Source organism: Streptomyces sp. NPDC060002, assembly GCF_042737245.1.
In the GTDB taxonomy this organism is placed as follows: Bacteria; Actinomycetota; Actinomycetes; order Streptomycetales; family Streptomycetaceae; genus Streptomyces.
On sequence record NZ_JBHWUW010000030.1, the window covers coordinates 24,144 to 49,909 of the forward strand.

The following is a 25,766-nucleotide window of genomic DNA, read 5'->3' on the forward strand; positions in this document are numbered from 1 at the left end:
ACGGGCCTGACACCGTCCGTATCTCCAGAGGAGTCACAGGAGTCCCGTGCCCCGCCGCCGCACCTCCCGCACCTCCCGCACCTCCCGTCCCGTCCGGCGCGTGCTCGCCGCCGTCACCGTCGCCCTGCTGGCCTCGGTCGCCGTGGGGTGCGGTGACGCGGGTGAGCTTCAGGGAGCAGGGGCGACACCGACCGCGATCAGCCCGGACAAGCTCTGGCCGGATCTGACCCCCGCCTCCAGTCCGGCCTTCGACATCGGCGAGGTGGACACCAAGGTGGTGAAGGGCGTCACGGTGCCCGGCGGCGACATCCGCAAGGTGGACCCGGCGGCGGTCGTCCGCCAGGAGATCGCCGCACATCCCGGCGACTACGGCGAGGGGGCCTACGCCGAGACGGCCCGCCGGATGGCCGACTGCGGCAGGAGCGGAGCGGCGGGGACACGGTGCCCCGTGCTCGAGGCGTACTACCGGGACCTCACCGGCGACGGCCACGCCGACCTGACACTGGGCTTCCGGCAGCTGCCCGGCAAGCTGACCGCCGTCCGCGTCTACACCGCACGCAAGGACAGACTCGTGCAGGTCATGGCCTACGAGGACGCCGTGAGCGGGGTCGAACTGGCCGGACGGTCCGTGATCATCAGGGCTCCGTCGGAGGTCGCGGGCTACGAGTACCGCCTCCAGTGGACCTGGGACCAGCAGCAGCGGGCGATGCTGCTCACCCACGACGAGATGCTGCGCACCGGGGTCCGGAAGCACTCACCCCGGCCCTCCGCCTCCCCGACCCCATCCGCCTCCCCGACCCCATCCGCCTCCGCCTCCTCTTCCTCCGCCTCCCCCGCCGCGTCGGCGAGCGGCCGATGAGGCTCGCGTTTCCCTCGTGGGCCGGCACGCTCGCCGTGAAGGCCGCCGTCTTCATCACCGTGATGTGCTGTGCGCTGGCCGCCCTGCTCGGCGTACTGGTGCACGTCTCGGTGACGAACCAGACCGTCGGACAGGCTCGTGACCTCGCGCTCTCCCGGCTGACGGACGCGACGGCGGCGTTCGAGGCCGGGGACACCCTCGGGTGGGGCGCGCGCCTCGATCCGCCGGGACTGCCCGCGTCGCTGCGGACACTGGCCATGGCCGGCGAGCGCGGCACGATGGTCGCCGACCACCAGGGGCGCCCGACGATGTGGGCGGCCGGCCCCGCCGACGGTGCGCGGGCCCTCGCGGTCCCGGTCGACTACTCGCAGAGCGCCCGCACCATCGAGGCCCTCGACACCGCGATCCTGTGGTCGTCGGTCCTGGCCATCGGCGCGACGCTGCTGGTCGGCGCCGTCGCGGTCACCCGGGTGACCCGGCGGCTGCACACCACCGCGCAGGTGGCCCGGCGGATCACCGCCGGCGACCTGGACGCGCGCGTGGACGACCCCCGTGCGAAGGAACCGGGCCGGCCGCAGGACGAGGTGGGGGCCGTCGCCGTCGCGCTGGACTCCATGGCCTCCTCGCTCCAGGGCAAGCTGCTGAGCGAGCAGCGGTTCACCGCCGACGTGGCGCACGAGCTGCGCACGCCGCTGACCGGGCTGCACGCGGCGGCGGAACTGCTGCCGCCGGGACGGCCGACGGAGCTGGTCCGCGACCGGGTGGCGGCGCTTCGCACGCTGACGGAGGACCTGCTGGAGATCTCCCGCCTGGACACGGGGCGGGAGCGGCTGGAGCTGGACGCCGAGCAGCTGGGCGCGCTGGTGGCCCGGGTGGTGCGGACGGCGGAGGCTTCGGACACCTCCGGGGCCTCGGCGTCCGGCACCGAGGTGACGGTGGTCCGGGACGCGCGCGTGGAGACCGACCGGCGACGCCTCGAGCGGGTGCTGGGGAATCTGCTGGCCAACGCGCACCGGCACGGGCGGTCGCCCGTCGTTCTGACGGTGGACGGGCCCGAGGTCACCGTGCGGGACCACGGGGACGGCTATCCGGAGTACCTCGTCACGCACGGGCCGCAGCGGTTCCGTACCGAGGGCGGGGCCAGGGGGCACGGGCTCGGGCTGACGATCGCGGTCGGACAGGCGGAGGTGCTGGGCGCTCGGCTGACGTTCGCCAACGCCCCGGACGGCGGTGCGGTGGCGACACTGACGCTCCCTCAGACGCCTCCTGCCGGGAGCGGCCTCCCCGATGGCGCAGCGTGACGGGCGGCACGCGCGAACCGCTCCTAATGTGGCGATTAGTCAGCTTCACCCTCTTCATGGAGGTATCGCCATGCCCCTGCGCACCGCTCTCACCCGCATCGCCATACTCACCGCAGCCGGCACCCTCGCCGCCACCGCGGCCGTCGCCCCGGCGCTCGCCGACGACTGGGACGGCGACGGTCTCACCACCCAGGACGACGGCTCGTCCGACTGGCAGGACCAGGGCGGCGACGGCTTCCAGGAGAACCAGAACCAGGGAGGCGGAGGCGGCCAGGGCAACCAGAACCAAGGCGGCGGCCAGGGGAATCAGAACGCCCAAGGCAACCACAACCAGGGCGGGGGCCAAGGCAACCAGAACCAGAGCGGCGGCCAGGGCAACCAAGGCGGCGGCCAAGGCAACCAGAACCAGGGCGGGGGCCAAAGCAACCAGGGCGGAGGCCAAGGCAACCAAGCCGGGGGCCAAGGCAACCAGAACGGCCAGGGCAACCACGCCGGTCAGGGCAACCAGGCCGGGCAGAGCAGCCAGGCCGGGCAAGGCAACCAGAACGGCCAAGGCAACCAGAACGGGCAAGGCAACGAGAACGGCCAGGGCAACCAGGCCGGGCAGAGCAGCCAGGCCGGGCAAGGCAACCAGAACGGCCAAGGCAACCACGCCGGCCAGGGCAACCAGAACGGGCAAGGCAACCACGCCGGGCAAGGCAACCAGAACCAGAGCGGCGGCCAGGGCAATCAAGGCGGCGGCCAAGGCAACCAGGCCGGGCAGAGCAGCCAGGGCAACCAGAACGGAAGCTGGCAGTCGGGCGGGAGCGACTGGCAGTCCGGCAGCGGCAACTGGCAGCAGCCCGGCGGGGGTGACGACAACTGGCAGTCCGACGGGGGTGACTGGCAGTCCGGCAGCGGCAACCTGAACGACTCCCGCCGTTACCGCGGACGCGTCACCGCGAGCGAACTGCTCCTGCGCAGCGCGCCCACCCGAGCCAGCCAGGTGATCCGTGTGGCCCATCGCGGCGAGATCGTCTCGATCTTCTGCAGGACCCCGGGCCAGAACGTCCAGGGCAACTCCGTCTGGTACCTCCTCACGGACGGCACCTGGGCCTGGGGCTCGGCGCGCTACATCGACACCATCGGAACGACACCTCGCTGGTGCTGATCCGGCTCTGACACGAAAGCATCCAAGGCTCACAAGGAGCCGCATTTGAGTAAGTTCCGGACATGACGAAAGCCGGAGTCGGAGCAGGGACAGGAGCAGGGACCGGAGCGGGGGCGGAAGCAGGGGCTGGAGCGGGAGCCGGTACCGGAACCACCGGTACCGGAACCACCGTGGCGGCGGCCGACGCGCCCGCCCCCGCGGCGCTCCTCCCCCGGCGCCGTGGCGTCGAACTCTCCCTCATCGTCCTGGCCGTGCTGCTCTCCGTGTACGGCTACTGCGCCGTCGGCCTCGCGAAGGACGGCACCGTCCCGCCCGGCGCCGCCGGCTACGGCGCCGGGCTCGGCGTGCTCGCGCTGCTGGCGCACCTCGCGGTGCGGCTGCGCGCCCCCTGCGCCGACCCGCTGCTCCTCCCCATCGCCGTACTGCTCAACGGGATGGGCCTGGTGCTGATCTACCGGCTCGACCTGGAGACGCCGGGCGACCGGGCGGCGCCCACCCAACTGGTGTGGTCCACGCTCGGGGTGGCCCTGTTCATCATGGTGGTGGCCGCACTGCGTGACCACCGTGTGCTCCAGCGGTACGCGTACGTCTGTGTGGTCGCCGCGCTCGCCCTTCTCGCGCTGCCGATCCTCTTCCCGGCCGTGAACGGCGCCCGTATCTGGATCCGGATCGCCGGGTTCTCCATCCAGCCGGGCGAGTTCGCGAAGGTGCTGCTGGCGGTGTTCTTTGCCGCGTACCTGGCGGCCAACCGCACGGCGCTGGCGTACGCGGGCCGGAAGATCTGGCGCTTCGAACGGCTGCAGCTGCCCACCGGGCGCGTCCTCGGTCCGATCGTCACGATCTGGCTGCTGAGCGTCGGGGTGCTGGTGCTGGAGCGGGACCTCGGCACGTCGCTGCTCTTCTTCGGGCTGTTCGTGGTCATGCTCTACGTCGCCACCGGCCGCACCGGCTGGATCGCGGTCGGGCTGCTGCTCGCCTCGCTCGGCGCGGTCGCCGTCGGCCGCCTGGAGCCGCATGTGCACAGCAGGGTCGAGGACTGGCTGCACCCCTTCGCGACGATCGAGGCCGGTGAGGGCCCCAACCAGCTCGCGCAGTCGCTGTTCTCCTTCGCGGCGGGGGGGATGTCCGGCACCGGGCTCGGCCTGGGCCACTCCGTCCTCATCGGCTTCGCCGCGAAGTCGGACTTCATCCTGGCGACGGCGGGCGAGGAACTGGGCCTGGTGGGCCTCTCGGCCCTCTTCCTCCTCTACGGCCTGCTGGTGGAGCGCGGCTACCGGGCGGGCCTGTCGCTGCGCGACCCCTTCGGCCGGCTGCTGGCGACCGGTCTCGCCTCGATCGTGGCGCTCCAGGTGTTCGTGATCGCGGGCGGGGTGACCGGGCTGATCCCGCTGACCGGCATGGCGATGCCGTTCCTGGCGCAGGGCGGCTCCTCGGTCGTCACCAACTGGGCGATCGTGGCACTGCTGATCCGGGTGAGCGACTCCGCGAGACGGCCGCGGCACGCACCCCACGACACACCGCGGCACACACCGCACGAAGCACCGCGGCACGCACCCCACGAAGCACCGCGGCACGCACCGCACGAAGCACCGCGGCACGCACCCCACGACACACCGCGGCACACACCCCACGACACACCCGACGGCACACTCCACGATCCACCCCACGGCACGCCCCACGACCCACTCCACGACGAGGACCCACGGAGGCCCGGTTGACCCGGCACATCCGGCACGCCGCCGCCTTCTGCGCCCTGCTGCTGGTGGCGCTCCTGGTCAACGCACTGCGCGTCCAGGTCGTCCAGTCCGGCACGTACGACGACAACCCGGCCAACCGGCGCGACACCATCGCCCGTTACGCCCAGCCGCGCGGCGACATCCTGGTCGACGGCGCCCCCGTGACCGGCTCCCGGGACACCGGCGAGCAGCTGCGCTACGAGCGCACGTACCGCGACGGGCCGTTGTACGCGCCGGTGACCGGATTCGCCTCGCAGGTGTACGGGACGACGTTGCTGGAGCACGCCGGGGACGACGTGCTCTCCGGGGCCGATCCGATGCTCTCGCCGTTCCCGTTGTGGAACGACGTCACGCACGGCCGGCCGGCCGGCGGCAACGTGGTGACGACCCTGAACCGCCGGGCCCAGGAGGCCGCGTACGAGGGGCTCGGCGGGCGCAAGGGCGCGGTGGCGGCGGTGGAGCCGTCGACGGGGCGGGTGCTGGCGCTGGTGTCCAGCCCCTCGTACGACCCGGCCGTGCTGTCCGGGAACGACCCCGCGGCCGAACGGGCCTGGGTACGGCTGAACGGCGACCCGGACAAGCCGATGCTGAACCGGGCGGCGCGCCAGACGTATCCGCCGGGGTCGACGTTCAAGGTGGTCACCGCGGCGGCGGCGCTGGACGCGCGGGTGATCACCGACCTCGACGCGGCCACCGACTCCCCCGCCCCCTACCGGCTGCCCGGGACGACGACAGGCCTGACGAACGAGGGCGACGGCTGCGAGGACGCTCCGCTGCGGGACGCCTTCGCGTGGTCGTGCAACACGGTGTTCGCGAAGCTCGGCGTGGACACGGGCCTGGCGCAGATGACCCGGACGGCGCAGGCGTTCGGTTTCAACGACGTGGACGTGCGGATCCCGTTCGCCGTCGCGCCGAGCACCTTCGACACCTCGCTCGACCAGGCGCAGCTGGCGCTGTCCTCGATCGGCCAGTTCAACACCCGGGCGACCCCGCTGCAGATGGCGATGGTGTCGGCGGCGGTGGCCGACGGGGGGCAGGTGCGCACGCCGTACCTGGTGGAGCGGACGACACGGCAGGGCGGGGCCACGGTCGCCACGGCCGGTTCCCGCCCGTCCCGCCAGGCGATGCACCCCTCGACGGCGCGGCTGATGCGGGAGCTGATGGTGGACGTGGTGCGGAAGGGCACCGGCACGAACGCCGCGATCCCCGGCGCGGTCGTCGGCGGCAAGACCGGCACCGCCCAGCACGGTCTCGGCAACGCCGGGATCCCGTACGCCTGGTTCGTCTCCTGGGCGCGGGGCGAGCGGGACATGGAGCCGAGTGTGGCGGTCGCGGTGGTGGTCGAGGACGGGTCGGCGCGCCGCGGGGACATCACCGGGGGCGGGATGGCGGCGCCGATCGCCCGGGCGGTGATGGAGGCGGTGCTCAACTCGTGAGACGGGGGGTACCGGGACCGCACAGGGGCGTCCTACGGTTCGCTCATGACTGACACGAGAGCTGAGAACGTCACCGGATCCGCCGCTTTCGAACTCGCCCAGGTCAACATCTCCCGCCTCAAGTTCCCGCTGGACGCACCGGAGTTGAAGGACTTCGTGGACGCCCTCGACCCGGTCAACGCCACCGCGGAGACGGCGGACGGCTATGTCTGGCGGCTCCAGTCCGACGGGGGCGACGCGACCGACATCCAGGTCTTCGGGGACTCCTGGCTGATCATCAACATGACGGTGTGGCGGGACATCGACGCCCTGACCACGTTCATGTACCAGGGGCAGCACCGCGAGCTGCTCTCGCGCCGCCGGGAGTGGTTCGAGCGGGTGGCGGAGGCGATGACGGCCCTGTGGTGGGTGCCGGCGGGCCACCGCCCGACGGTCGCGGAGGCCGAGTCCCGCCTCCTCCATCTGCGCGCGAACGGCCCGACCCCGTACGCCTTCGGCCTGCGCACGGCCTTCCCCGCACAGGGCGCGGAGCCGACGACGTTCTCGGTACCGGAGGACCTGGGCTGCTCGGTCTAGCCGGTCCAGCCGGTCCAGCCGGTCCAGCCGGTCCAGCCGGTCCAGCCGGTCCAGCCGGTCCAGCCGGTCGGGCCGGTCTAGCCGGTCCAGCCGGTCCAGCCGGTCGGGCCGGTCCAGCCGGCCGGTCGCCGGCCCGCTCGCTCCCCGGTCGGCCGGTCGGCCCGGCGCTCCCCCGTCGGCCGCGCGGCCAGATCGCTCCCCGCCGCCGCTCGGCCGGACCGAGGGGACTAGGGAAGCTCGATCCGGAACGGGCCGACGGGCCGGGGCCTGTTGTGGCCGCAGTCGATCTCGTTGCCGTCGACGTCCCCGACGTAGGCGGGCAGCACCTCGGCGTACACGGTCACCGTCCCCGGCCTGTGGTCCACTTCGAACGCCTCGGACGTCCCGGCCGCCTCGGACACCCCGTCGCCCGGCCACCCGAGCGTCCAGATCACGAAGGTCTCGCCGGGTCGCATCCAGTGATCGCTGCCGTACGGCTCGAGGATGAGTTCGAGCAGCTCACTGCCGGAGTTGCGCACCCGGAGGGCGGCAACGGGCTGCACCTCGGCGGTCATCGGCGCCCCGCCTTCCCGGGCAGGGGTTCCCGGCGCTCCAGCCACGGTGCGGGGACGGCGTCGACGCCGGTACGGGCGGCCACGATGCCGCCGGTGATGGCGCAGGTGGTGTCGACGTCGCCGAAGCCCTCGGCGGTGGTCCACAGCGCGGCGACGAGGTCGTCGGGGTGGCGGGCGGCGGACCAGACGGCGAAGGGCACGGTGTCGTCGGCGCGGATGCGCTGACCGTTGCCGAGGAGGTCGGAGGCCTTCCAGGGCTCGGTGGTGAAGGGGAGTTCGGCGGCGCGGGCGAGGCCGTCGCGGGTGGCGCTGTCCGGGGTCAGCGCCACCACCTCGGCGAGGCCGAGCCGTCCCGTGGCCGAGAGCGCCGCCGCCACCGCCACGGCGACCGCGCCCGCGATGCCCTCCGGGTGGGCGTGGGTGACCTCGGCGGAGCGGGTGGCCTGTTCGACGACCCGGGCGAGATCGGCGTGGAACCAGGCGCCCAGCGGTGCCACCCGCATCGCGGACCCGTTGCCGAGGCTGCCCTCGCCGCCGAAGAGCTCGCGGCTGAACTCGGGCCAGCGGTCGGGTTCCCGGAGCAGTCGGGGCAGCAGCTGGTGCATGCCGTGGCCGTACCCGCGGGCCGGGTCGGCGTCGAAGCCGAGCGCGAAGGCGAGGGCGAGGTCCCGCTGCCGCACCTCCCCGTACTGGTCGAGCACCCGGACGAGGCCGAGGGCCATCGCCGTGTCGTCGGTCCAGTGCCAGTGGGGTTCCTCGGGCATCCGGCGGGCGCGGACCTCCTCGTACGCCTGCCGGGGATCCCGGAAGAGCGGGAACCAGCGTTCCCCGAACGCGTCCCCGAGGGCCACGCCCTCCAGACTGCGGCGGGCGGCGGCGCGGCCGGCGTCGTTTCCGTGCGCGGAGCTCAAGTCGGTTCCCCCTGCGGCTCGTAGGGACCGATTCTCGCAGACCCGAGGCCGGACCCCGGATCAACAAATGGTGCGTGAGGGATTGACGGCCTTGCTGACAAGCAGTCTCATAAGAGCCATGACGACCCTCACCGATGCCGACGCACTGGAAGGGCTGCGGGACGCGCTGGGCCTGCTCAAGGACCGGGAGCAGGTGGCCGAGCGGCTGCTCGCGTCCTCCGCCAAGCACTCCTTCGACCCCGACAAGGAGCTGGACTGGGACGCCCCCTTCGAGGAGGGCAAGTGGTTCTGGCCGCCGGAACTGGTGTCGCTGTACGACACCCCGATGTGGCGGCGGATGAGCGAGGAGCAGCGGATCCTGCTGTCGCGGCACGAGGCCGCCGCGCTCGCCTCGCTCGGCATCTGGTTCGAGCTCATCCTCATGCAGCTGCTCGTCCGGCACATCTACGACAAGGCGGCGACGAGCGCGCATGTGCGGTACGCGCTGACCGAGATCGAGGACGAGTGCCGGCACTCGAAGATGTTCGCCCGGCTGATCACCCGGGGCGGGACGCCCTATTACCCGGTGAGCCGCGCCCACCAGAACCTGGGACGCCTGTTCAAGACGATCTCCACGACCCCCGGCTCCTTCACCGCGACCCTGCTCGGCGAGGAGGTCCTCGACTGGATGCAGCGGCTGACCTTTCCGGACGAGCGGGTCCAGCCGCTGGTCCGGGGCGTCACCCGGATCCACGTCGTGGAGGAGGCCCGGCATGTGCGCTACGCCCGTGAGGAACTGCGCCGCCAGATGGTGACGGCGCCGAAGTGGTCCCAGGAGTTCACCAGGGTCACGTCGGGCGAGTTCGCGCGGGTGTTCTCCGTGGCGTTCGTGAACCCGGACGTCTACGCGAACGTGGGCCTGGACAAGCGGGAGGCCATGGCGCAGGTGCGGTCGAGCGGGCACCGGCGGGAGGTCATGCAGACGGGATCGAAGCGGCTGACGGACTTCCTGGACGACATCGGGGTGCTGCGGGGCGTCGGGCGGCGACTGTGGAGGTCGTCCGGACTGCTGGCCTGACCGAGCGGCGGGCACGGGGCGGCGGCGGACGATTACGCTGCACGTATGACCCCCGCCGCCCCCGCCTACCGTCGCCTCAGCGTCGAGGAGCGCCGCAGCCAGCTGCTCGAGGCCGCGCTCTCGCTCTTCGCGCACCGCGTCCCCGAGGACGTCTCGCTGGACGACGTGGCGGAGGCCGCCGGGGTGTCCCGGCCGCTCGTCTACCGGTACTTCCCCGGCGGCAAGCAGCAGCTCTACGAGGCTGCCCTGCGCTCCGCCGCCGAGGAGCTGCACCACTGCTTCGACGAGCCCCACGACGGTCCGCTGCTCCCCCGCCTCGCCCGTGCCCTCGACCGCTACCTGACGTTCGTCGGGCGCCACGACGCCGGCTTCAGCGCCCTGCTCCAGGGCGGCAGCGTCGTCGAGACGTCCCGGACGACCGCCATAGTCGACGGCGTACGGCGGGCCGCCGCCGAGCACATCTACAGCCACCTGGGGGTCCCCGATCCCGGTCCGCGGCTCCGGATGACCGTCCGGATGTGGATCACCGCGGTCGAGGCGGCCTCCCTCATCTGGCTCGACGAGGACAAGCAGCCGCCCGCCGATGAGCTGCGGGACTGGCTGGTCGACCAGTTCTTCGCCGTCCTCACGGTGACCGCCGCGCGGGACGCGCAGACCGCCGAACTGGTCCGGGGTGCGTCGGCCGCGGAGACCTGATCGACACTGGTGGGGTGAAGAGCGAAGACACCCCCTTCGAGGGCGGCCCCATGGACGGCCGGGTGCTGCCCGTGCTGCTGGGCCCGACCGGACACCCGCCGAAGACGTACCGCATCCCCGTCCCCGACGCGGCCGGGGGCCCACCCACCGTCCTGGTCTACCGGCGAGTGCCGCGCGGCCACAGCAAGAAGCTCGGACTGCCCCAGGGCTGGAAGTACGAGTTCGCCGCCGAGGGCGACAGCGGCGCGGGGAAGTGGAGCCTCGGACCGGGCGGACCGAAGTGGCCGTGGTCGAAGCCCGGCGCCGAAGCCGACACCGAGCCCGGCACCCAGCCCGGCGCCACGCCCGACGCCACGCCGGGCGGACGGCGGGATGACGCCGACGAGTGACCCCGTTGCGCCGAGCGCGCACCTCCAGCGCGCGGGCCGCGCACGCGCGCCTGATGCTCGCCCTGCGGGATGGAGGGGCCACCCCGCAGCGGAGGTGATGGCGTGTCAGGAAGACTGCTGCGTCTGGCCTGTACGGTCGCCACGGCGGCGCTCGCCGTACAGGCCGTCGTGGGCCCCGGGCTCGCCGTGGCGGCACCGGAGCCCACGGAGCCCGGCGAACACACGGTGACGGCACCGGAGCCCACGGAGCCCGGCGAACACACGGTGACGGCACCGGAGCCCACGGAGCCCGGCGAACACACGGTGGCGGCACCGGAAACGCCGGACCCGGACGAACCGCCGGCGGCCGGGACGCGGGGCCCGGACGGCGCGGAGCAGACCGTGGCCGAACTCCTGACGGAGCTTCAGCGGCTGTACCAGGAGGCCGAACAGGCCACCGAGGCCCTCAACGCCACCGAGGAGCAGCTGAAGCGGCGGCGGGCCGAGACCGGGCGGCTGGACGCCGACCTGGTGAAGGCCCGGCTCTCCCTGCACCGGAGCCGGGGCGCGGCCGGACGGCTGGCCCGCCAGCAGTACCAGGGCAGCACCGACATCTCCCCGTACGTACGGCTGCTGCTCGCCCGCGACCCGCAGCACGCCCTCGACCAGGGGCATCTGATCGGCCGGTTGGCGCGCGAGCGGGCCGGGACGGTCGGGCGGCTGGCGAGCGGCGAACGCCGGGCCGACGAGCTGGCGCGCAAGGCCCGCGCCGCCCTGGACGAGCAGCTCACCCTCACGGAACGCCGGAAGAAGGAGCGCGACGACGTGATCCGGCGTCTGGACGCCGTCGAGGGACTCCTCGCCTCCCTCACCGCCGAGCAGCTCACCGCCCTCGCCGAACTGGAGCGCAGCGGCGTCGCGCGGGCGCAGGAGAAGCTCATGGCGTCCGGTGCGCTCGCCGAGGACCGCAAGCCTTCGAAGGAGGGCCGGAAGGCTTTGCGGTACGCCGTACGGCAGATCGGGAAGCCGTACGAGTGGGGCGCGGAGGGCCCGAGGTCGTACGACTGCTCGGGCCTCACGTCCGAGGCCTGGGGGCACGCCGGGACACCGATCCCGCGGACCAGCGAGGAGCAGTGGGCGCATCTGCCGAGGATCCCGCTGACGCAGCTGCGCCCCGGCGACCTGGTGATCTACTTCCCCGAGGCCACCCATGTCGCGATGTACCTGGGCAAGGGCAAGGTGGTCCAGGCGCCGAGAACGGGCGAGCAGGTCAAGATCACCGAGATCGCGGCCCAACCGGTCCTCGGAGCCGTACGCCCGGACGCCCCGCCCGCTCAGGCTCCGGCGACCGAACCCAGGTAGGCGGCCGTCTTCTCGGGCTCGTAGAAGAAGTTCTCGAAGTCGGCCGGGTCGTTGAACGCGTTGGCGAAACGATCGGCCACGGGCGGCAGCTGCCCGGCCGCGCCCAGCAGGTTGACGATGTGCTCCGGCGGCGGGGCCAGCATCGCGTTGGTCCACTTGGTGACGTGCTGGGCGGTGTCCCAGTACCGGTCGAACGTGGCGCGCATCCAGTCCTCGTCGAACTCCTTCTCGCCGTGCTCGAGGATCGAGGAGAGGTACGCGGCCGCGCACTTGGACGCCGAGTTGGAGCCCTGACCGGTGATCGGGTCGTTGGCGACGACGACGTCGGCTACGCCGAGCACCAGGCCGCCGCCGGGGAGTCGGCCGACGGGGTTGCGGACGGTCGGCGCGTAGCGGCCGGCCAGGGTGCCGCCGGCGTCGGTCAGTTCGACCTTGGTGGCCCGCGCGTACTCCCAGGGCGTGAACTTCTCCATGAGCTCCAGGGTCAGGGAGAGGTGTTCCGCCGGGTCCTTGACGCCGTTGAAGACGTCCAGCGGGCCGCCGGGTATGCCCTCCCAGAAGAGGATGTCCGCGCGGCCCGAGGTGGTGAGCGTCGGCATGACGAACAGTTCGCCGACACCGGGGACGAGGTTGCAGCGGACGGCGTCCAGGTCCGGGTGCTCCGGGCGCGGGCCCAGTCCGTGGACGTAGGCGACGGCGAGGGCGCGCTGCGGCTCGCCGTAAGGAGAGCGCTCCGCGTCGCGGCCGAACATCTGGACGAGCTCACCCTTGCCCGCCGAGACCAGGACCAGGTCGTAGGCGCGGGAGAAGTAGTCGAGGTCGGAGACCGCCGCGCCGTGGATCACCAGCTGGCCGCCGCGCTGGGCGAACGTCTCCATCCAGCCGGCCATCTTCACCCGCTGGTCGACGGACTGCGCGTACCCGTCGAGCCTGCCCAGCCAGTCGATCGCGCGCTGCGTCGGGCCCGGGTCGTGCGAACCGGGGGCCGCCACCGAGACGCCGAGCCCGCCGATCTTCGGGGCCTGCTGCTCCCAGAAGTTGAGCTGGAGGTCGCGCTCGTGCTGGAGCGCGGTGTCGAACATGCACTGCGTCGACATGACGCGGCCGGAGCGGATCTCGTCCGCCGTCCGGTTCGACATCAGGCTGACCTCGTACCCGTGCGACTGGAGGCCGAGGGCGAGCTGGAGACCGGACTGGCCGGCTCCGACGACGAGTATCTTCCGCATGGGGGGACTCTCCTTGAGGGCCTTACTCGGGGGTTTCGTCGAGCGCGTGACCCACCAGGGCCAGGAGGGTCTCGATCACCGAGATCCGGCGCCGCGCATCCATGATCATGACAGGTATGTGCGCGGGGATCGTCAGCGCCTCCCGCACGTCGGCCGGCTCGAACGCCTCGCTGCCGTCGAAGTGGTTGACGGCGACGACGTACGGCAGCCCGCAGCTCTCGAAGTAGTCCAGCGCGGGGAAGCAGTCCCTCAGGCGGCGGGTGTCGGCCAGCACGACCGCGCCGATCGCGCCACGCACCAGGTCGTCCCACATGAACCAGAACCGCTGCTGTCCCGGCGTACCGAACAGGTAGAGCACCAGGTCGTCGTCGAGGGTCAGCCGGCCGTAGTCCATGGCGACCGTGGTGGTGACCTTCTCCGGGGTGCCGGTGAGGTCGTCGGTCCCCTCGCTGGCCTCGGTCATCAGCGCCTCCGTCTGGAGGGGCTCGATCTCCGAGACGGTGCCCACGAGGGTGGTCTTGCCGACGCCGAACCCGCCCGCCACCACGATCTTCGTGGCGATGGGGGCACGGGTGCGGTCCGTCTGCCAGGGCTGCAAGGGCTCGTCGGGCTCGGGTTCGACGAAGGGGGAGACGCCACGAGCGGCGTCAGAGACGACGGAGTCCACTCAGCACCCTTTCCAGCAGAGCGCGGTCGGGACGGCCCGTACCGTGAGCGGTACCGGTGCCGTACACACGGATCTTTCCCTGGTCCGCGAGGTCGCTGAGGAGCACCCGGACCACACCGAGCGGCATCCTCAGCAGCGCGGCGATCTCGGCCACCGTGCGCATACGGCGGCACAGTTCGACGATGGCCCGCAGTTCCGGCATGACCGTGGACTTGAGGAACCCTCCCCCATGGCCCAACACATGGGTGGTACTTCCCGTCAGTTCCCCGCGTTCTTCGGGGGCTTCGAGAGCCGCCACGAAGGTCTCCACCAACAGGACGTGCCCGAAGCGGGTACGGCCGCCGGTGAGCGAGTAGGGGCGCACCCGGGCCGGCCTGCGGTCGCCGCCGCGCACGGGGAGCTGCTGACGGTCGCCCTGGGGCTGCTTCGGGACGGCGCTCATCGGACGCCCCCCGTCTTCTCGGACTCCAGTGACTGCCGTAGCTCGCTGCGGAGTTCCGGGGTCAGGGCGTGTCCGGCGCGGCCCACGAAGAGGGCCATGTGGTACGCCACCACGCTCATGTCGCAGTCGGCGGAGCCGTGCACTCCGAGGAGCGAGCCGTCGCTGATCGACATGACGAAGAGGCTGCCCTCGTCCATGGCGACCATGGTGTGCCTGACCCCGCCGAAGGCCATGAGCTTGGCGGCGCCGATGGTGAGGCTGCCGATGCCGGAGACGACGGTCGCGAGATCGGCGGCGGAGCCGCGTGGACCGGAGGGTTTCGCCTCGCGGGCCTGGCGTGCCTCGAGGTTGCGGCCAGGGTCCGAGGACAGCAGGAGCAGGCCGTCCGAGGAGACGACGGCGACGGACTGGATGCCGGGTACTTCCTCCACGAGGTTGGTCAACAGCCAGTGCAGGTTTCGGGCTTCACTGCTCAGTCCGAAGGTACTGGGCGCGGTCAACTGCTTGCCTCCTCGACTGTGCCCCCCGTGTCTTCTTCGGCGTGTGCGTGTGCTTCTTGAGCTGTTCTGCGAGCCGCTTCGGGGGACGGGACCTGGTTCTGGCCCGTCCGTTCGGCGATCTCGGCTTCCACGTCGCGGTAGCCGGCCTCCGCCCCCCGGCGGAAGCCGCCCAGACGGCGGCGGAGGGCGTCCGCGTCGACGGAACCGGTCCGCCGGCGCGGGGCTTGGGTGGGTACGGTGATCTTGGGGGTGCGCTTGGGGAGGCCCTTGTCCGTGACGAGCTCTTCCGGGGCGTCCGGTGTGCGGGTGTGTTCCGTCTCGGCCTCGCCCGTGGCGGGTTCGTCGGCGGCTGCGGGTGGGCCCTGTGGGGTGTCCTCGCCGTCGGCGGCCGGCGGGTCGAGGTCGAGGACGGCGGCCGCGGCGGTGTTCCGCTCCCCCGCCTCGTCGGCTTCCCCCGCCTCGTCGGCCTCCTCCGCCACGCCCGCGTTCTCCCCCTGCGGGACGGGCAGCAGCAGTTCCATCGTCGTCTCGGCCGGCGTCTCGGCCGGCGTCTCGGCCGGCGTCTCGGCCGGCGTCTCGGCCGGCGTCTCGGCCGGCGTCTCGGCCGGATGGTGTGCCGGCGCCGGAGCGGGCGCCTCGGCCGGGGTCTCCGACTGTCGTACCGTCCTCTCCGCCAGCACGACCAGCGGGTCCGGGGACTGCGTACGGCCCGGCAGGACATTGGAGTTGGCTTCCGCGTCCGCGCCCGGCAGCGAGAAGGACCGGGGGGTGGCCGACGGGTTCGTCACCGGCACCGCGGCGGCCGGGGCCGCGGCGAGGAGCGCGGTCGGCAGGACGACGACCGCCGCCACCCCGCCCTGCTTCTGCTCGCGCAGCCGCACCCGCGCCCCGTGCCGGTGGGCGAGCCGGGCCACCACGTACAGGCCGAGGCCGAGACCCTCGTCGCCCTCCTGGTCGTACGGCGTCTCGGGGTCGAACTCGGCGAGGCGGGCGTTGAGCCGGCCCATCCGGTCCTCGGCCATGCCGATGCCCTCGTCCTGGACGGAGAGCATGACCTCACCGTTCTCCAGGAGCCAGCCGGAGACCTCGACGGGCAGGTCCGGCGGGGAGAACGAGGTGGCGTTCTCCATGAGTTCGGCCAGCAGGTGGGAGAGGTCGTCGGCGGCGAATCCCGCCACGTGCGCGTGCGGCGGGAGGGCGGAGATGCGTACCCGCTCGTACCGCTCGATCTCGCTGACCGCCGCGCGGACCACGTCCACCAGCGGGATCGGGCCCGCGTGCTGCTGGACGTGTTCCGTGCCGGCCAGGACCAGCAGGTTCTCGCTGTGGCGACGCATGACCGTGGCGAAGTGGTCGAGCTTGAAGAGGGTGGCCAGCCGTTCGGGGTCCTGCTCGCGCTCCTCCAGCCCCTCGATGACGGCCAGTTGGCGTTCGACGAGGCCGAGAGTGCGCAGGGCGAGGTTGACGAAGGTGCCGCCGATGCTGTCCCGCAGTCCGCCCAACTGAGCTGCGGAGTCGGCGAGTTCGGCGCGCAGTTCCTCGCGGGCGTCGGCCATCCGCTGGCGCTGCCCGACGAGGTGCTTGCGATCGGACTCCAGGGTGCCGACGCGCTCGTGGAGAGCCACGGCGTGCTCGTGCAGGGCGTTCACGGAGCGGACGACCTGGGCGAACTCGTCGTTGCGGCCGGTGAACCGCACCGGTTCCTCCGCCGCCGGGTGCTCGGCCTGTGCCAGTCGCGCCGATCCCCGGCGCAGCACGGAGAGCGGGCGGGTGAGGCTGCGGGCCAGGCCCGTGGCGACGACGACCGTCAGCAGCATCAGGGCCCCGAGGAGGGTGACGCGCAGCTCCAGGTCGGTGACGTCGTCGTCGCGCAGCTGGGCGAGGTCCTCGACGCGGTGACCGAACAGCGAGGACTCGACCCCGCGCATCAGGTCGACCCGGGCGGAGAGCGCGGCGTCGAGCTTCTTGACGCTGGTGTCGAGTTCGCCGGCGCTCAGCTTCGGCTGGTCGGTGAGGGAGGCGAGGTAGGCCTCGGCGGTGTCGACGTCACCGCCGGTGACCGTGGAGTCGTACGAGGCCACCGCCTCCTGCGGCGCGCCCTCCCGGAAGTCCGCGAGGGCCGCGTCGGAGCGCAGCCGGGCCTGCTGCGCGGCGGCGGTGAGCGCGTCGCGCCGCTTGGTGTCGGCGCCCGAGGAGACCTTCTCGGTGACCGACCGGCCGGTGACGGGGTCGTACTCGGTCTCGGTGCTCGTCGGCACGTTCAGCGCCGCGAGCAGCAGCCCCCGGGTAGCGGAGGCCTGCTGGACGACGGTGTCGAGCTCGGCGAGGGCGTACGCGCCGGAGCCCGCGCGAGGCGGCATCTCCTCCGCGAGCCGGTCGACGAGCACATGGAGCGCGGCGATGGCACGGGAGTACGCCTCGTGCGCCTGGAGCGCCGAGCTCTCGCCGGTGAGGGCCGACTGGCGCACGGACGGCACGGCGGCGAGGGCCTCGCGCAGCGCCGCGGAGACGTCCGTCCCGGCGGTCAGCTCGCCCGCCTGCCGGTCCACCCGGGCGCTGCCCTGGGCTGAGGGCGCCTTGGACTTCACCCGGCCGGCCGCCACATAGGTGGTGACCTCGTCGCGCTCGTCCGCCAGGGACTGGGCGAGGGCGAGGGCGTCCTGGGTCTGTTCGGCCAGGGTGACCAGGTCCTGGGAGTCCTTCAGCTGCCCGGAGGCGGCGAGGATCGAGGGAGCGCCCGCCCCGGCGACGGCGGCGGCCACGACGGCCACCGCGACGATCAGCCGGTTGCGTACATGGGTCGGACGGCCCTTGCCGACAGGGGTGCGCTCCGCGCCCCCCTCGGAGGCCGTCTGCCTGCCTGTACGCCGAGGCCGCGTCTTCTGCACCGGTGCTCGCATTCCTGACTCGTGTGCCATGGGCCGGATGTGACGCTCCGTCAACTGACGCGTACGCCCGGTACGGTTTCCGACCCTCCCAGTGCCGGTGGGCAGGGGCCTCGCATCGCTTGCCCCGCCACCCGAAGGAGTGAACATCGGAGGAGAGTTGGCGGGCAAGTTCCGCCGACGTGCGCAGGGCCCTTGCACGGCAGGCCGGTTGGACGTGGGCGGCGGGCTTTGACAGTATTCGCCGCCACGCCTTCCCGGAGTGCTTCATTCCCGCCCAAACCAGGCGTCTGACCTGCGACGGTACGTAAGTTCGGGGAACGGTGCCAGCCTTTCGCGAAGGCTGTGAAGGGGTCGTGCAGACTGGCCCGATGCGTACGGAACTTGTATCGGAGGCCGGCGATCGGGCGCGCCCCAACGAGGACTTCGCGAGTGTCGGACTTCCCGCCTTTGGGCAGGGGGGTTCGCTCGTCCTGCTGGACGGGGTGACGCCGCCGCCGGACGGCGCGGGCTGTCTTCATTCGGTCCCCTGGTTCACCGCGCGGCTCGGCGGCGCACTGACCGAACTGACCGTTTCACTCCCGGATGTTCCCCTGGCCGAGGCGCTCGCCCTGGCCATCGCGCGCACCGCCGGGACCCATGCGGGAACCTGTGACCTTTCTCACCCACGTACCCCGCAGGCCACCGTGGTCCTCGCGCGGTGGTCGCCGCGATCCGTCGAGTACCTGGTCCTGTGCGACGCGACGCTGCTGCTGACGGCCCCGGACGGCACGGTCACCCCTGTCCGCGACGACCGGCTGGCCCGCCTGCCGCGCGCCCTGCTGCGGAGCGCCGAGGTCGTCGACGGCACGCTCCGCAACAAGGAGGGCGGGTTCTTCACGGCCGCGGCCGATCCCGAGGTGGCCGCCCGCGCGGTCACCGCGAGCGTGCCGCGCGCGCAGGTCCGCTCGCTGGCCGCGCTGTCGGACGGCGCCACCCGGTGGACGGAGCTCTTCCGGGAGGGCGACTGGACGGACCTGTTCACCCTCGTCCGCGAGGAGGGCGCGCGGGCGCTGGTGGAGCGGGTCCGGGCGCTGGAGCGGGCGGACGCCGACGCCGGACGGACCCTGCTGGGCCGGGCGAAGACGCACGACGACGCGACGGTGGTGTGCGTGGAGCTGTGAACGGTGCCGTCGCGCCCCTCGGGGTGACGTCCTCGTCGGCTACTTCTCCATCCCGCGGTTCAGCTGGTGGAGCAACCGGGCCAGCTCCGCGACCTCTTGGCGGTCCCAGTGGGAGAAGTGGGTGACGTACCGCTCGCGGCGGGCCTCGCGGACCCGGCTCACCCGGGTGCGGCCCTCCTCGGTGAGGTCGACGAGCCAGGCGCGGCCGTCCGCCGGGTCCGGCTCGCGGGCGACCAGCCCGAGCTCCTCCAGGGCGCGCAACTGGCGGGACATGGTGGCCTTGCCGACGCCGATGTAGCCGGCGAGTTCCGTGGCGCGCTGGCGGCCGCACTCCTCCAGCCGGACGAGGAGCCCGTAGGCGGCGGACTCCAGGTCCGGGTGGACCTCACGGGCCATCTCCCCCTGGTTGGCGCGGGCGCGGCGCAGCAGCACCGTGAGCTCCCGCTCCAGGGACAGGAACTCCCGGTCGCCCTGCTCCACACCGCGCGGCGACGCGGCGGACCCGCTGTCGCGTCCGTCGCCGTTTGTGTCCTCGTGCACGTCAGCACCCCTGATCTCGCCGGTCGCCGCCATCGGCGCAGCTCTTAAGTATTTCGCAGGCACGGACCGGCGGCGCTTCCCAGGACCCCGGTGGGGGTTCGCGGCGGAACCGGGAAGGCCCGGGCCTCCCTCACGGGACCCGGGCCTTCCCCTTTCCGGTGGCGTCCGTCACGCCGCGACCGGAACCTCCGGCGTCGCGCCGTTCGTGGCGGGCGCGAGCGCCAGTTCCAGGACCTGGCGGACGTCCGTGACGGCGTGGACGTCGAGCTTGTCCAGAACCTCCGCCGGGACGTCGTCCAGGTCGGGCTCGTTGCGCTTGGGGATGACGACGGTGGTGACGCCCGCCCGGTGCGCGGCGAGCAGCTTCTGCTTCACACCGCCGATCGGCAGGACCCGTCCGGTCAGCGAGACCTCGCCGGTCATCGCCACGTCCGTGCGGACGAGCCGGCCGGACAGCAGGGACGCGAGGGCCGTCGTCATCGTGACGCCGGCGCTCGGGCCGTCCTTGGGCACCGCGCCGGCCGGGAAGTGGATGTGCACGCCCCGGTCCTTCAGGTCGCCCACCGGCAGCTCCAGTTCGGCGCCGTGACTGCGCAGGAAGCTGAGCGCGATCTGCGCCGACTCCTTCATCACGTCACCGAGCTGACCGGTCAGGGTCAGACCCGCCGCGCCGGTCTCCGGGTCGGCCAGCGACGCCTCGACGAAGAGGACGTCTCCGCCGGCGCCGGTGACCGCGAGACCGGTCGCGACACCGGGCACGGCGGTCCGGCGCTCGGCCGGGTCCTGGGCGGACTCGGGCACGTGGTGCGGCCGGCCGATCAGAGCGCGCAGGTCCTCGTCCCGGATGGTGAACGGCAGCTCGCGGTCGCCCAGTTCGTGCTGGGCCGCCACCTTGCGCAGCAGCCGCGCGATGGACCGCTCCAGGGTGCGCACCCCCGCCTCGCGGGTGTACTCGCCGGCGAGCTTGCGCAGCGCGCTCTCGTCGAGGGCCACCTCGTCCTTGTCCAGGCCCGCCCGCTCCAGCTGGCGGGGGAGCAGGTGGTCGCGGGCGATGACGACCTTCTCGTCCTCGGTGTAGCCGTCGAGGCGGACCAGCTCCATACGGTCGAGCAGGGCCTCCGGGATGGCTTCGAGCACGTTGGCGGTGGCGAGGAAGACCACGTCCGACAGGTCGAGCTCGACCTCCAGGTAGTGGTCGCGGAACGTGTGGTTCTGCGCCGGGTCCAGGACCTCCAGCAGGGCGGCCGCCGGGTCGCCCCGGAAGTCGGATCCCACCTTGTCGATCTCGTCGAGGAGCACCACCGGGTTCAGCGACCCGGCCTCCTTGATCGCCCGCACGATCCGGCCGGGCAGCGCGCCGACGTAGGTGCGGCGGTGGCCGCGGATCTCGGCCTCGTCCCGGACGCCGCCGAGGGCCACGCGGACGAACTTGCGCCCCATGGCGTGGGCGACGGACTCGCCGAGGCTGGTCTTGCCGACGCCGGGCGGGCCGACGAGCGCGAGCACCGCGCCGCCGCGCCGCCCGCCCACGACACCCAGGCCGCGCTCGCCGCGCCGCTTGCGCACCGCGAGGTACTCGGTGATCCGCTCCTTCACGTCGTCCAGGCCGGCGTGCTCGGCGTCGAGGACGGCGCGGGCGCCCTGGATGTCGTACCGGTCCTCGGTCCGCTCGTTCCACGGCAGTTCGAGGACGGTGTCCAGCCAGGTGCGGATCCAGGAGCCCTCGGGCGACTGGTCGCTGGAGCGCTCCAGCTTGTCGACCTCCTTGAGAGCGGCCTCGCGGACCTTCTCGGGCAGGTCGGCGGCCTCGACGCGGGCGCGGTAGTCGTCGGACTCCTCGCCCTCCTGTTCGCCGTTGAGCTCGCGCAGCTCCTTGCGCACGGCCTCGAGCTGGCGCCGCAGCAGGAACTCGCGCTGCTGCTTGTCGACGCCCTCCTGGACGTCCTTGGCGATCGTCTCGGCCACGTCCTGCTCGGCGAGGTGGTCGCGCAGTTGCTGGGTGGCGAGCTTCAGGCGGGCCACCGGGTCGGCGGTCTCCAGGAGCTCCACCTTCTGTTCGGTGGTCAGGAACGGCGAGTAGCCGGAGTTGTCGGCGAGCGCGGAGACGTCGTCGATGGCCTGGACGCGGTCGACGACCTGCCAGGCGGCGCGCTTGCGCAGCCAGGCGGTGGCGAGCGCCTTGTACTCCTTGACGAGTTCGGCGACATGACCGGGCAGCGGCTCGGGGACGGTCCGGTCGACCTTCGTCCCCTCGACCCACAGGGCCGCGCCCGGCCCGGTGGTACCGGCGCCGATCTTCACGCGGCCGCGGCCGCGGATCAGCGCGCCCGGGTCGCCGTCGGCCAGCCGGCCGACCTGCTCGACGGTGCCGAGCACACCGGTGTTCGCGTAGGTCCCGTCGATGCGCGGGACGAGCAGCACACGGGGCTTTCCGGGCTCCGAGCGGGCGGCGGCCTGAGCGGCCTCGACCGCGGCGCGTACATCGGTGTCGTTGAGGTCCAGTGGAACCACCATGCCGGGGAGCACGACCTCGTCATCGAGAGGCAACACAGGCAGGGTGAGCGGTGTGGACGGCGAAGCCATGATCTCCCCTTAGGCAGTCAAGTTGAGCTATGCCGACTCAATGCACGTGAGTCCCCGAATGTTCCCCGCGAGAGGACCCGTTCGCTGTGGGCGATCACGGCTGTTCCGGCGGGCGGTTTCGGACTTACGGTCGGCTGTAATGGGTCAACAAGCCCAGCACCTCTTACCAGGCCGTCATCAGGGGGTTCGTATGGATCGTTTCGCGCAGGCGTGGGTGGACGGGTGGGTCGTGTCGCGTGGGGCGGCTCCGCCCGTGGCCGAACCATGGGGCTGGACCGTCGACGTGGGAGCGGGAACCCATCACGTCACCCGGCACGTGCTCGGCGCGACGAACGACGCCGTGGCGGAGCCGGCCGTCCGGAAGGCGGCGGGCGCGGTGACCGGGGCCGGCGTGTGGCTGAAGGTCTTCGCCGACCCGGCGGTGGTCGGGCCCTGGCTGGGGCCGGACTGGTGGACCGACCCCGAGCCCGGCTTCCTGATGACGGCTCCGCTCGCGGACGTCCCGCCCGGCGCCGCCCCCGACGGCTACCGGACCCGCACCTGGTCGCGCGGCGGCGTGACCCGCACCATGATCGCCGCCCCGGACGGCTCCCTGGCCGCGCGCGGCCAGATCGCCCCGACCGGCGCCACGGCCGTCGTCGACCAGATCGAGACCTCCCCAGGCCACCGCCGCCGCGGACTCGGCGCCCTCGTCATGCGGACCCTGCACCGCGCGGCGGCCGAACAGGGCGCCCGGACCGGCGTACTGGGCGCGACACCGCAGGGGCGGGCACTGTACGAGTCTCTGGGCTGGCGCGTCGAGTCATCGCTGACCAGCGCGAAGTTCACGGGAGACACACGGGGGTGACGTCCGGCGGCCGAGAGGGCGCATCCTTCGCCGCCGCACGACGGGGCACGCCCCTCGCGCCCCCTCTCCGTACCCCGCCCACTTCCGGCATTCACCCCGAAGCCACCCGCCCGCGCGACCACAATGCGCGTATGAGCGATGACTGGAAGCGACGGCTCGACGCCCTCCACGCCGACCTGGTCCGCCGTGACGACCCCGTCGCCTGGGTGACGGAGGCGGACGCCGTCGAGGCCTCACGGCACTATCCGCACATCGCGCTGCGCGGACCCGTCTTCGGTGTCGCCGCGCGGGAACCGTCGGCCGCAGAGCCGGGCTGGCGGCTGCTGAAGCCGGTGGTGGACGGCATGCCCCAGCAGGCCCGGGACGGACTCAACTCCCACCTGTGGTTCAAGGCGAAGGACGGCACCGACGACCCGGCCGCCCGGCGCGAGCTGCTGGCGGCCGTGGCCGTGCTGGAGCGGGCCCCGGCCGACGAGGTGGAGGCGCTGGGCGTGCGCTACCGCGTGGTGCGCGGCGACGAGTTCGCCCGGACCGGCGACGACGGTCTGGAGCCGCCCCGGCCCACCGACCTCGAGTCCGTGAACCCGTCGTGGGAGGACCCGGGCGCCGTCCCGTCGCCGGACGTGGGATACGTCCTGGACCCCGACCGGGACGAGGGCCCGATGGCAGGCGCCCTCCGGCTGGGCCTGCGCGACTTCACGTACACGGGCGCCCGCTTCCCGGCCGACGTGCGCGCGGACTCCGAGTGGGCGGCCCGGACCCATCCGGACGTGGTGCGGCTGCCCGTCGGCTTCTCGGTGGCCGAACGCGACGGGTCCGGCTGGACCCCGTGCGGGTCCCTGGCGGCGACCCCGCACGAGGCACGCCGCTCGCTGTACGAGGGGATGGCCCGCGTCTGGGCGATGCTCTACCGCTTCGACGAGCGCAAGAAGGCCCTGTACGCGCGGGCCGCGGAGGCGTTCCGCGCGGCCGGCCGAGCCGACGAGGCGAGCGTGGAGGACCGCCTGTTCCGGATCTGCCGCGTCGAGCGGATGGTCCGCCTGGGCCCCGACGGCCCCGAGCCGCCCCGCCCGTCGGACCTCGACGAGTACGGCCCCATGAAGCTCCACCCGACCCTGCACGCGGACGGCAGGGTCCAGTACGACGACTGACCGGGAAGGACGGGCACCGGCCGGTGCCCGGAGCGGCGTTCAGCAGCCGGGAGCGGTCGGGTCCGCGGCGGCCGCCGGAGCCACGGCCAGGTGCCGACGCCTATCGCCAGCGCGATCAGGTGTCCCCAGTTCGTCATCGGGTCGGTGAAGGCGACCAGGTCCTGGAGCAGCATCCCGCCGAAGGCGGCGAGCAGCGGCCAGCGCAGCCACGGCCCGAGCAGGCCGGCCAGGGCGCCGACACTCGCCGCGACGCCGAAGCTGATGCCGTAGTCGAGGCGGTGCAGCGAACTGTCGGGCAGCCGGCCCACGAGCACGGCCAGGCCCACCGGCACCTCGGTCGCGAGGGTGGCCAGGACATGCCCGAGCAGGAAGACGACGGCCGTACGGACGCCGCCTATGCGCCGCTCCAGCGTCGTGAGGACGGCCAGGAAGCCGAGCGTGAACGGGGAGGCGAAGCCGCCCGCCACCCACAGCGCGCTGGCCACCAGCACCAGCACGGGGGTCCGCACCAGATGCGCGACGTCGGTGCTGGACCCCTGGTGCAGGGCGTGCACCAGGGCGGGGCCGGCGTGCGCGGTGACATAGGAGGTGACGGCGAGGACGGCCGCGTACGCGAGGGTGAAGGGGGCGGGGATCCGATACCGGCGGCGGAGGCCCGGCTCGGCGGACGGGTCGACGCGGGACGGGTCGACGCGGGACAGGTCGACGCGGGGCGGGTCGACGCGGGACAGGTCGACGCGGGGCGGGGTGCGCTGCCCCGGGATGCCGTCCAGCAGCCCGCCGACGTCGGGCAGCGGCGGGCTCGTGGGTGCGGCCGTGCGTTCCACCGTGGGGCGCTCCTTCCGTTCCACCCCACCCTTCGCGTCACGCCGGTCCGCTGTCTGTGACCGACGCCACGCCTGAGCCGATTCACAGCAAGCTCCGAGCCTTCTCCCGGCTGATCCCCAGGCGCCCCGAAGCCGCTCCGAAACCGCGCCGAGGCCGTTCCCGACAGATGCACGTCAACCTCATCCGCCGCTCACGGAAATCCCTCAACAAATCGTCAGGGAAGTGCCAGGATGGGCCGATGCCCATCCCGTACGACATCCCCGACGGGCCCGAAGTGCTGGACCGTCGCGAGGGCCCCTACGGTGAGGTCGTCCTGCGCAGGCACGGGGAGTTGCTCCAGATCATCGCCAACGGCTGCTTCCTGATGGACACCTCGGACGGCCGCTCGGAACGACTCCTGGTCGACGCCGCGCTGGCCGCGCTGGACGGCCGCCGCTCGCCCGACCTGCTGATCGGCGGCCTCGGCGTCGGCTTCTCGCTCGCGCACGCCGCCGCCGAGCCCCGCTGGGGCACCGTCACGGTCGTGGAGCGCGAGCCCGCCGTCATCGACTGGCATCTCGACGGCCCCCTGGCCGCGTTCTCCGGGGAGGCGCTCACCGACCCCCGGTCGAAGATCGTCGCAGCGGATCTGCTCGACTACGTCAATGAGACATGCGACACGTTCGACGCGGTATGCCTCGACATCGACAACGGGCCCGACTGGACCGTCACCGAGGGCAACGACAGCCTCTATTCCGCGACCGGACTCGCAAGCTGCGCACGGGTGTTGAGACCCGGTGGGGTACTGGCCGTGTGGTCCGCCCAGCCCTCTCCGGATTTCGAGGGAACCATGGGGAATGCCGGGTTCCAACAGGTGCGTACCGAAGAGATCCCCGTTGCCCGAGGCGTGCCGGACGTCGTGCACCTCGCCGTCCGACCTGGATAGCAA

At 72.7% G+C, this 25,766-nt stretch carries 23 protein-coding genes and 1 pseudogene; 14 read left to right on the forward strand and 10 right to left on the reverse strand.

Translation table 11 applies throughout. From position 1 onward, the window contains the following. The first annotated feature begins 46 nt into the window (after positions 1 to 46). The 6 genes from ACFWBD_RS24745 (at position 47) to ACFWBD_RS24770 (ending at position 7,058) form a co-directional block, all read left to right on the forward strand. The gene (locus tag ACFWBD_RS24745; RefSeq protein WP_385670629.1) at positions 47 to 859 is read left to right on the forward strand and encodes a hypothetical protein; all 813 of its coding nucleotides are present in this window, start codon (positions 47 to 49) and stop codon (positions 857 to 859) included. Next, complete coding sequence (locus ACFWBD_RS24750) at positions 856 to 2,160, forward strand: ATP-binding protein (protein WP_385670632.1); 1,305 nt, start codon at positions 856 to 858, stop codon at positions 2,158 to 2,160. Before ACFWBD_RS24745 ends, ACFWBD_RS24750 begins: the two co-directional genes overlap by 4 nt. Before the next feature lie 70 nt (positions 2,161 to 2,230). Further along, the gene (locus ACFWBD_RS24755; protein ID WP_385670635.1) at positions 2,231 to 3,310 is read left to right on the forward strand and encodes an SH3 domain-containing protein; all 1,080 of its coding nucleotides are present in this window, start codon (positions 2,231 to 2,233) and stop codon (positions 3,308 to 3,310) included. Positions 3,311 to 3,480: 170 nt separating this feature from the next. Next, complete coding sequence (locus ACFWBD_RS24760; RefSeq protein ID WP_385670638.1) at positions 3,481 to 5,028, forward strand: FtsW/RodA/SpoVE family cell cycle protein; 1,548 nt, start codon at positions 3,481 to 3,483, stop codon at positions 5,026 to 5,028. After that, positions 5,025 to 6,482, forward strand: a complete 1,458-nt coding sequence (locus ACFWBD_RS24765; protein WP_385670641.1) for a peptidoglycan D,D-transpeptidase FtsI family protein — start codon at positions 5,025 to 5,027, stop codon at positions 6,480 to 6,482. The genes ACFWBD_RS24760 and ACFWBD_RS24765 overlap by 4 nt, the downstream gene beginning before the upstream one ends. Positions 6,483 to 6,527: 45 nt before the next feature. Further along, on the forward strand, positions 6,528 to 7,058 hold the full coding sequence (locus ACFWBD_RS24770) for a DUF3291 domain-containing protein (protein WP_385670644.1): 531 nt from the start codon (positions 6,528 to 6,530) through the stop codon (positions 7,056 to 7,058). Positions 7,059 to 7,285: 227 nt separating this feature from the next. On the opposite strand, the gene ACFWBD_RS24775 is transcribed toward ACFWBD_RS24770, so the two are convergent. Together ACFWBD_RS24775 and ACFWBD_RS24780 are read right to left on the reverse strand one after the other, a co-directional pair. Further along, on the reverse strand, positions 7,286 to 7,612 hold the full coding sequence (locus tag ACFWBD_RS24775) for a hypothetical protein (protein WP_385670647.1): 327 nt from the start codon (positions 7,610 to 7,612) through the stop codon (positions 7,286 to 7,288). Then, positions 7,609 to 8,523, reverse strand: a complete 915-nt coding sequence (locus tag ACFWBD_RS24780) for an ADP-ribosylglycohydrolase family protein (RefSeq protein WP_385670650.1) — start codon at positions 8,521 to 8,523, stop codon at positions 7,609 to 7,611. Before ACFWBD_RS24780 ends, ACFWBD_RS24775 begins: the two co-directional genes overlap by 4 nt. A 118-nt stretch (positions 8,524 to 8,641) precedes the next feature. Between ACFWBD_RS24780 and ACFWBD_RS24785 the strand changes: the two genes are divergently transcribed. From ACFWBD_RS24785 to ACFWBD_RS24800, 4 genes are all read left to right on the forward strand, one after another. After that, positions 8,642 to 9,580 carry a diiron oxygenase gene (locus tag ACFWBD_RS24785; RefSeq protein ID WP_385670653.1) on the forward strand — a complete coding sequence of 313 codons (939 nt, stop codon included), beginning with the start codon at positions 8,642 to 8,644 and terminating at the stop codon, positions 9,578 to 9,580. Between the two features lie 45 nt (positions 9,581 to 9,625). Further along, positions 9,626 to 10,276: a TetR/AcrR family transcriptional regulator gene (locus ACFWBD_RS24790; protein WP_385670656.1), complete on the forward strand. Its 651-nt coding sequence runs from the start codon at positions 9,626 to 9,628 to the stop codon at positions 10,274 to 10,276. A 14-nt stretch (positions 10,277 to 10,290) separates the two neighbouring features. After that, entirely contained in the window at positions 10,291 to 10,665 is a 375-nt protein-coding gene (locus tag ACFWBD_RS24795; protein WP_385670659.1) for a hypothetical protein, read from the forward strand. A gap of 117 nt (positions 10,666 to 10,782) precedes the next feature. Then, complete coding sequence (locus ACFWBD_RS24800) at positions 10,783 to 12,006, forward strand: NlpC/P60 family protein (RefSeq protein WP_385670792.1); 1,224 nt, start codon at positions 10,783 to 10,785, stop codon at positions 12,004 to 12,006. On the opposite strand, the gene ACFWBD_RS24805 is transcribed toward ACFWBD_RS24800, so the two are convergent. Genes ACFWBD_RS24805 through ACFWBD_RS24825 form a run of 5 tightly spaced genes read right to left on the reverse strand, consistent with a single transcriptional unit; the run spans position 11,979 to position 17,729 of the window. Beyond that, positions 11,979 to 13,232, reverse strand: coding sequence for a styrene monooxygenase/indole monooxygenase family protein (locus tag ACFWBD_RS24805; protein WP_385670662.1), 1,254 nt, complete (start codon positions 13,230 to 13,232; stop codon positions 11,979 to 11,981). The genes ACFWBD_RS24800 and ACFWBD_RS24805 overlap by 28 nt on opposite strands. A gap of 22 nt (positions 13,233 to 13,254) precedes the next feature. Further along, positions 13,255 to 13,899 (reverse strand): ATP/GTP-binding protein, encoded by a 645-nt coding sequence (locus ACFWBD_RS24810; RefSeq protein WP_314218829.1) that lies wholly within the window; start codon positions 13,897 to 13,899, stop codon positions 13,255 to 13,257. Continuing rightward, positions 13,880 to 14,341 carry a DUF742 domain-containing protein gene (locus ACFWBD_RS24815; protein ID WP_385670666.1) on the reverse strand — a complete coding sequence of 154 codons (462 nt, stop codon included), beginning with the start codon at positions 14,339 to 14,341 and terminating at the stop codon, positions 13,880 to 13,882. Before ACFWBD_RS24815 ends, ACFWBD_RS24810 begins: the two co-directional genes overlap by 20 nt. Next, complete coding sequence (locus ACFWBD_RS24820) at positions 14,338 to 14,841, reverse strand: roadblock/LC7 domain-containing protein (protein WP_385670669.1); 504 nt, start codon at positions 14,839 to 14,841, stop codon at positions 14,338 to 14,340. Before ACFWBD_RS24820 ends, ACFWBD_RS24815 begins: the two co-directional genes overlap by 4 nt. Continuing rightward, positions 14,838 to 17,729, reverse strand: coding sequence for a nitrate- and nitrite sensing domain-containing protein (locus tag ACFWBD_RS24825; protein ID WP_385670672.1), 2,892 nt, complete (start codon positions 17,727 to 17,729; stop codon positions 14,838 to 14,840). The genes ACFWBD_RS24820 and ACFWBD_RS24825 overlap by 4 nt, the downstream gene beginning before the upstream one ends. Before the next feature lie 368 nt (positions 17,730 to 18,097). Between ACFWBD_RS24825 and ACFWBD_RS24830 the strand changes: the two genes are divergently transcribed. Continuing rightward, positions 18,098 to 18,889, forward strand: a complete 792-nt coding sequence (locus ACFWBD_RS24830; protein WP_385670675.1) for a hypothetical protein — start codon at positions 18,098 to 18,100, stop codon at positions 18,887 to 18,889. A gap of 39 nt (positions 18,890 to 18,928) precedes the next feature. Here the strand turns inward: ACFWBD_RS24830 and ACFWBD_RS24835 are convergent, their stop codons facing one another. Then, positions 18,929 to 19,429, reverse strand: a complete 501-nt coding sequence (locus ACFWBD_RS24835; protein WP_385670678.1) for a MarR family winged helix-turn-helix transcriptional regulator — start codon at positions 19,427 to 19,429, stop codon at positions 18,929 to 18,931. Positions 19,430 to 19,597: 168 nt separating this feature from the next. Continuing rightward, on the reverse strand, positions 19,598 to 22,012 hold the full coding sequence (lon, locus tag ACFWBD_RS24840) for an endopeptidase La (protein WP_385670681.1): 2,415 nt from the start codon (positions 22,010 to 22,012) through the stop codon (positions 19,598 to 19,600). A 190-nt stretch (positions 22,013 to 22,202) separates the two neighbouring features. Here lon and ACFWBD_RS24845 point away from each other — a divergent pair, with 190 nt between their 5' ends. After that, positions 22,203 to 22,859, forward strand: coding sequence for a GNAT family N-acetyltransferase (locus ACFWBD_RS24845; protein ID WP_385670684.1), 657 nt, complete (start codon positions 22,203 to 22,205; stop codon positions 22,857 to 22,859). A 131-nt stretch (positions 22,860 to 22,990) separates the two neighbouring features. Next, positions 22,991 to 24,010 (forward strand): DUF5954 family protein, encoded by a 1,020-nt coding sequence (locus ACFWBD_RS24850; protein WP_385670687.1) that lies wholly within the window; start codon positions 22,991 to 22,993, stop codon positions 24,008 to 24,010. A 56-nt stretch (positions 24,011 to 24,066) separates the two neighbouring features. On the opposite strand, the pseudogene ACFWBD_RS24855 reads toward ACFWBD_RS24850, so the two are convergent. After that, a pseudogene (locus tag ACFWBD_RS24855) lies at positions 24,067 to 24,861 on the reverse strand (rhomboid-like protein); the annotation flags it as partial. A 215-nt stretch (positions 24,862 to 25,076) separates the two neighbouring features. Between ACFWBD_RS24855 and ACFWBD_RS24860 the strand changes: the two are divergent. After that, the gene (locus ACFWBD_RS24860; protein ID WP_385670689.1) at positions 25,077 to 25,763 is read left to right on the forward strand and encodes a spermidine synthase; all 687 of its coding nucleotides are present in this window, start codon (positions 25,077 to 25,079) and stop codon (positions 25,761 to 25,763) included. Positions 25,764 to 25,766: the final 3 nt, after the last annotated feature.

Bases quoted from the DNA above. Each gene is read 5' to 3' on its own strand.
- ACFWBD_RS24805 (WP_385670662.1), bottom strand. From the start codon at position 13,232: ATGCGGAAGATACTCGTCGTCGGAGCCGGCCAGTCCGGTCTCCAGCTC.
- ACFWBD_RS24755 (WP_385670635.1), top strand. From the start codon at position 2,231: ATGCCCCTGCGCACCGCTCTCACCCGCATCGCCATACTCACCGCAGCC.
- ACFWBD_RS24785 (WP_385670653.1), top strand. From the start codon at position 8,642: ATGACGACCCTCACCGATGCCGACGCACTGGAAGGGCTGCGGGACGCG.
- ACFWBD_RS24860 (WP_385670689.1), top strand. From the start codon at position 25,077: ATGCCCATCCCGTACGACATCCCCGACGGGCCCGAAGTGCTGGACCGT.
- ACFWBD_RS24775 (WP_385670647.1), bottom strand. From the start codon at position 7,612: ATGACCGCCGAGGTGCAGCCCGTTGCCGCCCTCCGGGTGCGCAACTCC.
- lon (WP_385670681.1), bottom strand. From the start codon at position 22,012: ATGGCTTCGCCGTCCACACCGCTCACCCTGCCTGTGTTGCCTCTCGAT.
- ACFWBD_RS24770 (WP_385670644.1), top strand. From the start codon at position 6,528: ATGACTGACACGAGAGCTGAGAACGTCACCGGATCCGCCGCTTTCGAA.
- ACFWBD_RS24845 (WP_385670684.1), top strand. From the start codon at position 22,203: ATGGATCGTTTCGCGCAGGCGTGGGTGGACGGGTGGGTCGTGTCGCGT.
- ACFWBD_RS24790 (WP_385670656.1), top strand. From the start codon at position 9,626: ATGACCCCCGCCGCCCCCGCCTACCGTCGCCTCAGCGTCGAGGAGCGC.
- ACFWBD_RS24815 (WP_385670666.1), bottom strand. From the start codon at position 14,341: ATGAGCGCCGTCCCGAAGCAGCCCCAGGGCGACCGTCAGCAGCTCCCC.
- ACFWBD_RS24750 (WP_385670632.1), top strand. From the start codon at position 856: ATGAGGCTCGCGTTTCCCTCGTGGGCCGGCACGCTCGCCGTGAAGGCC.
- ACFWBD_RS24850 (WP_385670687.1), top strand. From the start codon at position 22,991: ATGAGCGATGACTGGAAGCGACGGCTCGACGCCCTCCACGCCGACCTG.
- ACFWBD_RS24830 (WP_385670675.1), top strand. From the start codon at position 18,098: ATGCGTACGGAACTTGTATCGGAGGCCGGCGATCGGGCGCGCCCCAAC.